This is a genomic window from Microbacterium sp. OR21 (assembly GCF_047306785.1).
GTDB classification, from domain to species: domain Bacteria; phylum Actinomycetota; class Actinomycetes; order Actinomycetales; family Microbacteriaceae; genus Microbacterium; species Microbacterium esteraromaticum_E.
This window is the reverse complement of the sequence record NZ_JAZEXJ010000003.1, coordinates 271,918-282,732: the sequence shown is the minus strand read 5'-3', so window position 1 is coordinate 282,732 and position 10,815 is coordinate 271,918. Positions and strand designations below refer to the sequence as shown.

Annotated in this window: 13 protein-coding genes; 6 read left to right on the top strand and 7 right to left on the bottom strand. The window is 69.8% G+C overall.

Features of this window, described 5'->3' with window-relative positions:
* The first annotated feature begins 502 nt into the window (after positions 1-502).
* The 4 genes from V2S04_RS09925 to V2S04_RS09910 are packed head-to-tail and all read left to right on the top strand — an operon-like array spanning position 503 to position 3,498.
* Positions 503-784 (top strand): hypothetical protein, encoded by a 282-nt coding sequence (locus tag V2S04_RS09925; protein WP_413638348.1) that lies wholly within the window; start codon positions 503-505, stop codon positions 782-784.
* Between the two features lie 7 nt (positions 785-791).
* Positions 792-1,889 carry a GNAT family N-acetyltransferase gene (locus V2S04_RS09920; RefSeq protein ID WP_413638347.1) on the top strand — a complete coding sequence of 366 codons (1,098 nt, stop codon included), beginning with the start codon at positions 792-794 and terminating at the stop codon, positions 1,887-1,889.
* Positions 1,886-2,980 carry an N-acetyltransferase family protein gene (locus tag V2S04_RS09915; protein ID WP_413638346.1) on the top strand — a complete coding sequence of 365 codons (1,095 nt, stop codon included), beginning with the start codon at positions 1,886-1,888 and terminating at the stop codon, positions 2,978-2,980. The genes V2S04_RS09920 and V2S04_RS09915 overlap by 4 nt, the downstream gene beginning before the upstream one ends.
* Positions 2,980-3,498, top strand: a complete 519-nt coding sequence (locus V2S04_RS09910; protein WP_413638345.1) for a GNAT family N-acetyltransferase — start codon at positions 2,980-2,982, stop codon at positions 3,496-3,498. The genes V2S04_RS09915 and V2S04_RS09910 overlap by 1 nt, the downstream gene beginning before the upstream one ends.
* A 9-nt stretch (positions 3,499-3,507) precedes the next feature.
* Here the strand turns inward: V2S04_RS09910 and mutM are convergent, their stop codons facing one another.
* The 6 genes from mutM to V2S04_RS09880 all read right to left on the bottom strand — a co-directional run bounded on the left by mutM (position 3,508) and on the right by V2S04_RS09880 (position 8,606).
* Positions 3,508-4,410 (bottom strand): bifunctional DNA-formamidopyrimidine glycosylase/DNA-(apurinic or apyrimidinic site) lyase, encoded by a 903-nt coding sequence (gene mutM / locus V2S04_RS09905; protein WP_413638344.1) that lies wholly within the window; start codon positions 4,408-4,410, stop codon positions 3,508-3,510.
* A 6-nt stretch (positions 4,411-4,416) separates the two neighbouring features.
* The gene (gene rnc / locus V2S04_RS09900; RefSeq protein ID WP_413638343.1) at positions 4,417-5,109 is read right to left on the bottom strand and encodes a ribonuclease III; all 693 of its coding nucleotides are present in this window, start codon (positions 5,107-5,109) and stop codon (positions 4,417-4,419) included.
* A gap of 11 nt (positions 5,110-5,120) precedes the next feature.
* Complete coding sequence (gene rpmF / locus V2S04_RS09895; protein WP_040165203.1) at positions 5,121-5,330, bottom strand: 50S ribosomal protein L32; 210 nt, start codon at positions 5,328-5,330, stop codon at positions 5,121-5,123.
* Positions 5,331-5,332: 2 nt separating this feature from the next.
* Positions 5,333-5,827 carry a YceD family protein gene (locus tag V2S04_RS09890; protein WP_099194799.1) on the bottom strand — a complete coding sequence of 165 codons (495 nt, stop codon included), beginning with the start codon at positions 5,825-5,827 and terminating at the stop codon, positions 5,333-5,335.
* An 84-nt stretch (positions 5,828-5,911) separates the two neighbouring features.
* On the bottom strand, positions 5,912-6,409 hold the full coding sequence (coaD, locus tag V2S04_RS09885) for a pantetheine-phosphate adenylyltransferase (RefSeq protein WP_413638342.1): 498 nt from the start codon (positions 6,407-6,409) through the stop codon (positions 5,912-5,914).
* Positions 6,410-6,434: 25 nt separating this feature from the next.
* Positions 6,435-8,606, bottom strand: a complete 2,172-nt coding sequence (locus V2S04_RS09880) for an ATP-dependent DNA helicase RecG (RefSeq protein WP_413638341.1) — start codon at positions 8,604-8,606, stop codon at positions 6,435-6,437.
* A 55-nt stretch (positions 8,607-8,661) separates the two neighbouring features.
* On the opposite strand from V2S04_RS09880, the gene rsmD reads away from it, so the two are divergent.
* A complete protein-coding gene (rsmD, locus tag V2S04_RS09875; protein WP_413638340.1) occupies positions 8,662-9,234 on the top strand; it encodes a 16S rRNA (guanine(966)-N(2))-methyltransferase RsmD in 573 nt (190 codons plus the stop codon).
* 17 nt (positions 9,235-9,251) lie between these two features.
* On the opposite strand, the gene thiL is transcribed toward rsmD, so the two are convergent.
* Positions 9,252-10,256, bottom strand: coding sequence for a thiamine-phosphate kinase (gene thiL, locus V2S04_RS09870; protein ID WP_413638339.1), 1,005 nt, complete (start codon positions 10,254-10,256; stop codon positions 9,252-9,254).
* Positions 10,257-10,279: 23 nt separating this feature from the next.
* On the opposite strand from thiL, the gene V2S04_RS09865 reads away from it, so the two are divergent.
* The gene (locus V2S04_RS09865; RefSeq protein ID WP_340086778.1) at positions 10,280-10,759 is read left to right on the top strand and encodes a DUF3515 family protein; all 480 of its coding nucleotides are present in this window, start codon (positions 10,280-10,282) and stop codon (positions 10,757-10,759) included.
* Positions 10,760-10,815 lie beyond the last annotated feature (56 nt).

Sequence of the window (10,815 nt, the reverse complement as noted above, 5' to 3'; positions counted from 1 at the left end):
AGACGCTACCGGAGATCGACCGGAACGACGCGGATTCCGCGCCGTTCTCGCCGGGTTCTGACGCCACCGGCGCCGATCGCGACACGCCGCGTCGAAAGGAAATGCTTGACGCGGGCTGTGAAACTTCACTAGCGTGTCCTCCGATCACAAGAGAGGAGGTCACCGATGATCACGAACAACAACGACGCATGGTTCTTCACCACGTCGCCGATGCGTGCGCCACGCGCCGCCATGTCGGTGACCTTCGCCCGTTCTCAGGGCTAGAACCGCCCCGCCTCTCCCGATCTCTCTGACGCCTCTGTGCGTCTGATCGATGATCGCCGTCGCCGCCTTCCCGGCAGCCGACGCCCGCCCGCATCGCGGGCCACGCCCGTCAGCATCCTGACATCTCGGCCGAACTGCGTGTCGGCCGGTCCGTTCGCGATGCTGCGTCCCCGGGCGTCGACCCCGCCGTCCGCGGCGGTGGCTTCGCCCAGCCATCCCAACAGAAAGCGCACACATCGTGAGCACCGTTCTGCTGACCGATTACCGGCAGCAATCGACATCCATCCATCCGCCGGATCCCGAGGGTCGTCAGACCATCAGCATCCCCGACCGAGACGGTCTGCAGCGCCTGACGGCGGCCGACCGGCTCTCCTTCCGAATCGGACTCTGGCTGCTGAAGCGCAGCACTCGGGTCCGTGCGACCGCCCCCTCCGCGATCCCGGATCTCGACCGCCGGCCGATCCGCGAGACCGAGGCGATCAACCTGCTGGTCTGGGGCCTGCAGCGCAACATTCTCTGAAAGGCCGATGATGAGCATCTCCCTTCCCGCCGGTGCGACCCTGCGTCCGCTCGAGCTCTCCGCCCGAGCGGACGCGGGGCCGTCCTCCGCAGTGCGTGCCTACGCAGCCGTGCGCAACGAGCTGCTCATCGAGACCACCGGTCGCGATGACGACTGCCTCACCGCGTCCGAACTGCTCTCGACGCTCTCCCCCACCCCCGACCGCGACCGACGTCACTGGACGATCGAACTCGACGGCGACGCTGTCGGGCGCTGCGCGCTCGACATCCTGCGCGACGACGGCGGTGAGACCGGATTCGTGACCGTCGCTCTGCTCCGCCGCGCGTGGGGCCGCGGTATCGGACCGGCCGCATACGCTGTGGTCGAGCAGGCGGCACGCGATGCGGGGGTGCGCAAGCTGCTCAACTGGTCGGAGCACCACGACGAGGCGACGCCGCTGCCGAGGATCGACTCGCCGACCGGTGCCGGGTGCGCTCCCCTCGATCGCACGGCGCGCTTCCTGCAGTGCACCGGCTTCCGGCTGGAGCAGGTCGAACGCGGGAGCGCACTGATCTGGGACGAGAGCACCGCGAAGCGCCTGGGCGATCTGCGCGACGGTGCCGCGGCGCACGCCACTGCCTACCGCGTCGTGCAGTGGGCGATGCCGACACCGGACGAGTATGTCGACGGCTACGCCTGGATGAAGTCGCGCATGTCGACCGACGTGCCCGATGGGCAGCTCGGCATGCCGGAGGAGATCTGGGACGCCGATCGCCTGCGCCGAGAGGAGTCGCGACTGACGCAGCGCGGCTGGACGCTTCTCGTCACCGCGGCGCAGCACGTCGCCACCGGCGAGCTCTGCGCATTCAACGAGCTCGCCATCGGGCAGGACGACTCCGCGGGCACGCACCAGTTCGACACCCTCGTGCTCGCCGAGCATCGCGGATACCGACTCGGGATGCTCGTGAAGACGGCTGGCCTGCTCGCCTGGCGCGACCGACATCCGCTCTCGCCCCGAGTCACCACATGGAACGCCGAGGAGAACCGGCCGATGCTCTCCATCAACGAAGCCATCGGCTTCGCCCCGATCGCCTACGAGGGCGCCTGGAGAAAGGACCTCGCATGAGCACGACGCCGACCGGCACGGCCGCACTGTCCATCACCGCACTGACCGTTCCGGAAGCGCTGGACGCTCCCGACGCGGCGGACTTCCACACCTTCGTCGCGCTGAACAACGCCATCTGCCTCAGCGACACGGGATTGCACGACCTGGGTACCACTGCGGAGGAGATGCTGCCGCACTGGCGTGCGACGACCGACTACGTACAGCGGACGCTGCTCGCCCGCGAGGACGGCGAGATCGTCGGCGCGGTGACCGTCACCCACGCCACCGCCGAGCCCACGAGCGCCGAGATCGACCTGATGGTCATGCCCGCGAACTGGGGGCGCGGTATCGAGCAGGCTCTGCTCGCCGCTGCCGAGAAGGAGGTGCGCGCGCTCGGACGCAAGGTGATCCAGACCTGGACGCTGCACCGCCCCGACCCCGGCGACGCCCCGCTGGTTCCGAGGACCGGATGGGGTCGGGTGTCGCGCACCCCGCTCGCACAGCTGCTCGTCGATGACGGCTTCACCCTCGAGCAGGTGGAGCGCAACAGCGCTTTCGATCTGCACGGCGACCTGGCGCCGATCGAGAGGATGCTCGCCGACGCGCTCGCCGTCGCCGGCGCCGAGTACCGACTCGTGGAGTGGACCGTTCCCACCCCGCCCGAGCTGCGCTCGGGATACGCCTGGGCGCTGTCGCGCATGTCGACGGACGCGCCCAGCGGAGAGCTCGAGGTGGACGAGGAAACCTGGGACGCCGATCGGATCGCGCGGCGCGACGCACGGTTCGTCGAGGGCGGCCAGACCGTCTCGGTCGCCGCAGTCGAGCACGTGCCGACCGGAACGCTCGCCGCGTTCAACGAGCTCGTGACCGGCACCGATCCGACTGGCGTCACGCACCAGTACTGCACGCTGGTGCTCAAGGAGCACCGCGGACACCGACTGGGGCAGATCGTGAAGTGCGCCAACATCCTGCGCTGGCGCGGCATCGCGCCGGGCTCGCCGCGGATCACCACGTTCAACGCCGAGGAGAACCGGCCGATGCTCGACATCAACGAAGCGATGGGCTTCGCGCCCGCCTCGTATGCGGGCGCCTGGCAGAAGAAGCTGGCCTGATGATCCTGCACACAAGACGTCTCGACCTGCGTGAACTGACCGAGGACGACCTGCCGGCCCTTCGCGCCATCCTGCAGGACGACGACACCATGACCGCCTACGAAGGCGCGTTCGACGAGCAGATGGTGCAGGCCTGGCTTCGACGGATGCGCGAGCGCTACCGCGACGACGGGTTCGGACTCTGGGCGGTGGTGCTTCGCGAGTCCGGAGAGATGATCGGCCAGTGCGGGCTGACCAGGCAGCACATCCTCGGGGAGGACGTGATCGAGGTCGGCTACCTCTTCGACCGCGCGCACTGGCACCGCGGCTACGCCACAGAGGCGGCGACCGGATGCCGTGACCATGCTTTCACGGCCCTCGGTGCCGACCGCGTGTGGGCGCAGGTGCGCGACACGAACATCGCCTCGATGAACGTCGCGATCCGGCTGGGAATGACGGTGCGGGGACGCTTCATCAAGCACTACCGCGGTGTGGACATGCCCCACCTGGCGTTCGCCATCGACCGTCCGGCGGAGTGACCGTCGGGCTCAGCGCCTGCGCTGGCAGCGCGGGCAGTAGTGACTCGAGCGGTTCATGAACGCCTCGCGACGGATGGATCCGCCGCAGCGCGGGCACGCCTGATCCCCGCGCCCGTACGCGTTCAGCGAGTGCGCGAAGTACCCGGCCTGCCCGTTCACATTGACGTACTGCGCGTCGAAGCTCGTGCCGCCCTCGGCCAGCGCCTTCTCGAGCACGAGACGGACCTCGGCGAACAGCCGGCGCAGCGCCTGCACCGACAGGGCGGTGCCGTGCGTCTCGGGGTGGATGCGCGCTGCCCACAGCGACTCGTCGGCGTAGATGTTGCCGATCCCGCTGACCAGTGACTGGTCGAGCAGGATGCGCTTGATGGCACTGGAGCGCCGGCGCACCCGGTCGATCACGCCCCGCTCGTCGAAGGCGGGGTCGAGCGGATCGCGGGCGATGTGCGCGACCTGGGAGGGCACCAGCGGATCGTCAGTGCCGTGGCCGCCGGGCGCGGCATCCGGTGTGGGCAGCAGACGATCGACGGCGAGCGATCCGAAGGTGCGCTGATCGGCGAAGACCACGGCGAGCATTCCGTGACGCGGATGCTCGATGCGCATCCGCACGCGCTCATGGCGTTCGAGCGGGGCATCCGGATCGCGCAGCAGCATCTGCCCGCTCATGCCGAGGTGCGCGACGAGAGCTTCCGACTCCGCGGCGGTGTCGTCCAGCGGCAGCCAGAGGAACTTGCCACGCCGGGCGGCGCCCCGCACGTCGCGCCCTTCCAGACGGCCGACGAAGTCGGCTGCGTCCAGCGGATGCCTGGTGAGGGCACGCTCGTCGAGCACGTCGACCGACACGATCCGGGCGTCGGTGACGGCCGGGGCGAGACCGTGACGGACGACCTCGACTTCGGGAAGCTCGGGCACGCCCGGTCAGACCCGGTCGCTGAGTTCGCGCCACGCCGTGAGAGCGGCAGCCATCTCGGCGGTCTTCTTGCTCGTGCCGACTCCGGTGCACGCCAGATCGCCGACACGCACCGTCGCCGTGAAGACGCGGTCGTGGTCGGGCCCGGCCGACTCAATCGAGTACACCGGGGGTGTCGCACCCGTGCGGGCGGCGAGCTCCTGCAGGCTCGTCTTCGGATCCATCGCGGCGCCGTAGCGCTCGGGGTCGGCCAGCAGCGGCTCGGTCAGGCGCAGCACCAGCTCGGTGGCGGCGTCCGGCCCGGCCGACAGGAAGGTCGCGCCGAAGACGGCCTCCATGGTGTCCGCGAGGATCGAGTCCTTGTCACGCCCTCCCGTGTGCTCCTCGCCACGGCCGAGGCGCAGATGCTTGCCGAGGCCGATGGCGCGAGCGACCTCGGCGAGAGCGACCGTCGAGACGACGCTCGCGCGTCGCTTGGCCAGCTCGCCCTCGTCGAGGTCGGGATGCGTGGTGAACAGCATCACGGTCACGGCGAGCCCGAGCACCGAGTCCCCGAGGAACTCGAGGCGCTCGTTGTGCGGGATGCCGCCGTGCTCGTACGCGTAGGAACGGTGCGTGAGCGCGCGTTCCAGCAGCTCAGGATCGATGTCGACGTCGAGCTTCTCGACCAGCGAGGCTCGCCCGGCGAGGATCTCGGTCATGACCGATCCGATCAGATGTCGGCGACCTTGCGGCCCTTGTACTCGAGGAACAGCTCGGTGCCCTGCGAGTCGGTGACGACCTTCGCCTGGTGCGGGCGGCTGTAGACGACCTTGCCGTTCTCGACGGTCTTGACCAGCGCGGGAGCCTCGGCCTTCCACTGCGCGCGGCGCGAGCGGGTGTTCGAACGGGAGACCTTGCGCTTCGGGGGGTTACCAGCCATGACTAGCTCTCTTCTTTCTCGGCGGCACGGCTCTCTGCCGCACCGTCCTGGTCTGTGATCTGTCGGAGCGCGCTCCACCGAGGATCGATGGGAGCAGGGCTCTCTGCACCGGCGCTCTCGGTCAGCCTCTCACCCGTGTTCGGGTCGAGACCCGGGCAGTCCGGCTGACACACCGGCTGGAATGGAAGCGACAACACGATCGCATCCCTGACCAGAGTTTCAAGATCCACGTGGTCGTCTTGAACTTCGAAGTCAGTTTCCTCCTCACCAGGATACGCGAAAAGCTCCTGGAACTCGACTTCGACGGGCGCAGAGATCTCTGTGAGGCACCGGCCGCACTCTCCGGAGTACTGCGAATCCGCGGTTCCCGACACGAGGATGCCTTCGTGCACCGACTCGAGACGCACGTCGAGGTCGAGCGTCTCGCCGGCTTCGACCGCGACGATGCCCTCACCCCATTTCTCGGCAAGGGTCACCTCGTAGTGATGCTCGCGCATCTCTCCCGGCTTGCGGACGATGTCGCGGACAGGAAGGAAGAAGGGGCCGTTGACTCGGGACTTCACCCCGCTATGCTACCCGCCTCATAGCCCGCGGGCTCCGGTGTCGAGGAACGAGGCGACGACGGGCGGGACGAACGGCGAGACGTCGCCGCCCAGGGCCGCGACCTGACGCACCAGCGAGCTCGACACCAACGCGTGCGCAGGGTCGGGCAGCAGGAAGACCGTCTCGATGTCGGCGAGGTGGCGGTTCACGATCGCCATCGGCGACTCGTACGCGACATCGACCTGCGAGCGGATGCCCTTGACCAGCACCCCGGCGTCGACGTCGCGAGCGTAGTCGACCAGCAGCCCCATGCTCCAGGAGCCGACGATGATGTGCCCCTCGACGCCGGCCTCGGCGATGGACTGCTCGAGCAGGCTCAGACGCTGGGCGATGGGGAGCATCGCCTCCTTGCCCGGGTTGTGCACCACGAGCACGTGCAGCTCGTCGTACAGGCGAGCGGCGCGAGAGATCACATCGAGATGACCCAGGGTGGGCGGGTCGAACGATCCGGGAACGACGGCGATCCGAGAATTCACGCCTTCAGCCTAGGGCACCGCACCCTCAGTTCTTGCTGAGCGCCGCCCGGTCGGATTCGCTCACGCGGCCCGCGATCGCGACGCGAAGACCAGGGTGCTCGAGCAGCATCGGGTCATCGCGCAGGATGTCGGCCGCGATGTCGCGGGCGTACGCGATGAGCCCGGCATCCTTCACCACGCGCAGCAGCCGCAGCGAGGACTTCACGCCGGCCTGCGCGGCCCCCAGCACGTCTCCCTCGCCACGCAGCTCCAGGTCGACCTCGGCCAGCTCGAACCCGTCGAGCGTCGCAGCGACGGCCTCGACCCGCTCGCGGGCGACGGATCCGCCCTCCGCCTCAGTGACGAGCAGACAGAGACCCGGATGCTCGCCTCGCCCCACCCGGCCGCGCAGCTGGTGCAGCTGAGAGACGCCGAATCGATCGGCGTCCATGATCACCATGGTCGACGCGTTGGGAACGTCGACGCCGACCTCGATCACGGTGGTGGCGATGAGCAGGTCGATCTCGCCGCGCGCCACCGCGCGCATCACCGCGTCCTTCTCGTCGGCCGGCATCTTGCCGTGCAGCACCGCTCGACGCACCCCGCCGAGCACGGGATGCGTCGCCAGGATCTCATCCAGCTGCACGACCCCCCAGCGCGGCCCCTTGCCATCGACGTCGGGTGGTGGCTCATCGCCGGATTCGAGCGAGTCCTTCGCCGTGTCGATCGCCGCGCAGACGGCGAAGACCTGCCGGCCGTCGGCGATCTCCTCGGCGGCACGCGCCCACACCCGCTGGAACCACTCGGGGTGCTCTGCCAGCGGCGCCACATGGGTCTGTATGCCGGCGCGTCCGGCGGGCATCGAGCGGATCACCGAGGTGTCGAGGTCACCGAACACGGTCATGGCGACGGTGCGCGGGATGGGTGTCGCCGTCAGCACGATCGCGTGCGGGGCGGTGCCCTTCGCGCGCAGCATCTCGCGCTGCTCGACGCCGAAGCGGTGCTGCTCGTCGACGACCACGAGGGCGAGATCGGCGAAGGTCGTCTTCTCCGAGAGCAGCGCGTGGGTGCCGATCACGATCAGCGACTGCCCGGATGCCACGCGCAGTGCAGCCTTGCGTCGCGCCGGAGCCGGCATCTGCCCGGTGAGCAGGGTCGGGATCAGCTCGGCCGCCATGTCTGGACCGAGCATCTTCGTGATCGAACGCAGATGCTGCGCGGCGAGCACCTCGGTCGGCGCGATGAGCGCCGCCTGTCCCCCGGATTCGGCCGTCTGCAGCATCGCCCTCAGCGCGACCAGCGTCTTTCCCGAGCCCACCTCGCCCTGGATGAGCCGGTTCATCGGCCGATCGGCGGCGAGGTCGGCGGCGATCTCGGCGCCGACGCGCTGCTGGTCGGGCGTCAGGGTGAACGGCAGCGTGGCGTCGAAGCGCTCGAGCAGCCCGCCGGGGCGCGCCGTGCGCGGAGTGGCGGTCAGGGCGCGCACCTGGATGCGCTGCTGCAGCAGCGCCGTCTGCAGCACCAGCGCCTCGTGCATGCGCAGGGTGCGCACCGCCGGCTCGACGTCTGCACGGCGTCGGGGCCGGTGGATGCAGTCCAGCGCCTGCTGGGCGGTCAGCAGACCCTCGCGTGCGCGGATGTCGTCGGACAGCGGATCGGGGATGCCGCCGACCTGATCGAGCACCGCGCCGATCACCTTCGCGATCTGCCAGCTCTGCATCGCGGATGTCGCCGGATAGATCGGGATCGGCACGTCCTGCATCGCATCGGCCTGCCGGTACGCGCTCTCGGTGTCGTCGAAGAGCTGATAGTCGGGGTGGGTGAACTGCACCCTGTCCTTGAACATCCCGACCTTGCCCGAGAAGATCCCGCGCCGACCGACCGACAGCTCCTTCCTGCGCCACTCCGCCTGACCCATGTTCTTCGCGAAGAACGTCAGCGACATCTGGCCGACGCCGTCGCCGATGACGACCTCGAGCATCGCGCCGCGGCGGTTGCGCATCTCGCGGGCGGTGGCCGAGACGACCTCGCCCACGATCGTGACTGTCTCGCCGATCGGCAGCTCGAGGATCGGCGTGAGCTCGCCCCGGTCGGCGTAGCGACGGGGGTAGTGCCCGAGCAGGTCGGCGACGGTGGTCATGCCGAAGGCCTTCTCGAGCGTCTTGGCCGTGGACGCGCCGACGGCGGTGGTCAGCGGCGTGTCGAGCGCGAAGGGCATGGTTCGAGTCTAGGGAGAGACGGAGACATCGACGGCCGTGTCGTATCGTGATCGGGTGACGAGGATCATCGCCGGCGCCGCTCGCGGCGCACGCCTGGACGTGCCGGGCACCGGCACCCGCCCGACCAGCGACCGTGTGCGCGAGTCGCTCTTCGGCGCACTCGAGTCGATGGATGCCGTCGACGGTGCCCGCGTACTCGATCTCTACGCGGGCAGTGGCGCGCTCGGGTTGGAGGCGTGGAGTCGGGGCGCTGTGCATGTCGATCTCGTGGAGATCTCGCGCTCGGCGGCGAACGTGGTCGGACGCAACGCGGCGGTGGTCGCCAAGGCGATGGCCAGGTCGGCGGCGACGAAGGTGCATCAGAGCGCCGTCCGCTCGTATCTGTCCCGCGCGCAGGGTCCGTTCGACCTGGTGTTCACCGACCCGCCCTACGACCTTGACGACGCGGCGATGACGGCCGACCTCGTCGCGCTGGCACCACTGCTCTCACCGGATGCCGTGGTCGTGATCGAGCGGGGCAGGCGGGCGACCGCCCCCGACCTCGATGCCGCCGGCCTCTCGCTGCTGCGCGAGAAGACCTACGGCGACACCAGGGTGTGGTGGGCGGAGCCGGCCCGCTCCGGCTGAGCTCGCGCCGGAAGGCGCTATCGGCTGTGATCCCAGTCCCGGTACGGATCCCAGCCCGCCCGCGTGACGGGCTCGCCGTCGACGAGCAGCGAGTCGCCGCTGCGGGCGATGACGGTGCCGATGCGCGCGAAGCCGTCGGGCAGCGCACCCGCGGGGAACGTCGCCAGCAGACCATGGTCCTCTCCCCCGCCGAGTGCTCGTCCGCGGTCTCCCCCGAACGCGAGGGCGTCCAGGGCGACCCCGGAGAGGTCGATCGTGACGTCGGATGCATCGGCGAGGCGCGATGCGTCCAGTGCCAGGCCATCGGAGACGTCCATCATGGCCGTGGCTCCCGCACCCGCCGCGGCCGGCCCGAGCGCCAGCGGCGGCACGGGGCGCAGTTGGCGATCCAGGGCGCGCTGCTGGGCGGCATCCAGTGCCGAGCGATCGACGCCGACCGGCGTCGTGCCGTCGCGGAAGCGCGCGAAGAGCAGCCCGAGCCCCGCCGCGGCCACACCGAGCTCGCCGGCGAGGGCGACGACGTCGCCCGGCCGGGCGCCCGCCCGAGTGACCACCGTGCGGCCGTCGAGATCGCCCAGGGCTGTGACGGCGATGACCAGCAGCTCCGAGACGGTGAGGTCGCCGCCGACGACGGAGCATCCGGGCGCCAGTTCTGCGCAGCACTCGCGGAATCCGTCGGCCATCGCCTCGACGAACGACAGCCGCGTATCCGACGGCACGGCCAGCGAGACGAGGAGCGCCGTGGGGACGGCGCCCATCGCAGCGATGTCGGAGAGATTCACCGCGGCGGACTTCCAGCCGAGGTCGTACCCGCTCGACCAGGCCAGCCGGAAGTCGGGGCCCTCGACGAGAGTGTCGGCGGTGGCGACGACCGACGCGGAGGGCGCGGCGATCACGGCCGCATCGTCGCCGGGCCCGAGCACGGTGTGCGACGCCGGCGCGGTGCGCGCGAGGATCGCGCGCAGCACCCTTCCCTCCGAGATGTCGCCGATGCGCGGGTCGTCGTCGGAAGCGGATGCCATGCCGACAACGGTAGCCTGGAATCATGCTCCGCCGTCTCGCCCTGATCACCTGTGCGGCGGCGATGCTCGCTCTGACCGGATGCTCGACCACGGTCGCGCTCACCCCGGCTGAGGATGCGAACAACCCGCAGTGCGCCGAGGTGACCGTGCGTCTGCCGCAGAGCGTGGCCGGGCAGGACCGTCGTTGGACCGATGCACAGGCCACCGGCGCATACGGGGCGGACGGCAAGACCAGCATCATCCTGACCTGCGGTGTGACCGTGCCGGGACCGACCGCGGATCTGCAGTGCGTCACCCTGGAGGGCATCGACTGGCTGGTCGACGAGTCCGACGCGCCGCGGATGCGGATGACGACCTACGGGCGCAACCCGGCCGTGCAGGTCTTCGTCGACACCGAGATCGTCAGCGCGAACGACGTGCTCACCAGCGCCGGGATCGTCTCGGGAGTGCGGGAGATCGACGCCGACAGCCGCTGCACGGCGCCGGACGAGCTGCCCGAGTGACCTGCGCTCCGCCCCGTACCGCCCGGTGAACCCGGCGGCGCAGGAGCGGGGGTCCG

Coding starts and splice junctions, on each gene's coding strand:
- V2S04_RS09915 (WP_413638346.1), top strand. CDS start 1,886: ATGAGCACGACGCCGACCGGCACGGCCGCACTGTCCATCACCGCACTG.
- rnc (WP_413638343.1), bottom strand. CDS start 5,109: ATGACCGAGATCCTCGCCGGGCGAGCCTCGCTGGTCGAGAAGCTCGAC.
- thiL (WP_413638339.1), bottom strand. CDS start 10,256: ATGGCATCCGCTTCCGACGACGACCCGCGCATCGGCGACATCTCGGAG.
- V2S04_RS09910 (WP_413638345.1), top strand. CDS start 2,980: ATGATCCTGCACACAAGACGTCTCGACCTGCGTGAACTGACCGAGGAC.
- V2S04_RS09920 (WP_413638347.1), top strand. CDS start 792: ATGATGAGCATCTCCCTTCCCGCCGGTGCGACCCTGCGTCCGCTCGAG.
- V2S04_RS09890 (WP_099194799.1), bottom strand. CDS start 5,827: ATGCGCGAGCATCACTACGAGGTGACCCTTGCCGAGAAATGGGGTGAG.
- rpmF (WP_040165203.1), bottom strand. CDS start 5,330: ATGGCTGGTAACCCCCCGAAGCGCAAGGTCTCCCGTTCGAACACCCGC.
- V2S04_RS09880 (WP_413638341.1), bottom strand. CDS start 8,606: ATGCCCTTCGCGCTCGACACGCCGCTGACCACCGCCGTCGGCGCGTCC.
- V2S04_RS09865 (WP_340086778.1), top strand. CDS start 10,280: ATGCTCCGCCGTCTCGCCCTGATCACCTGTGCGGCGGCGATGCTCGCT.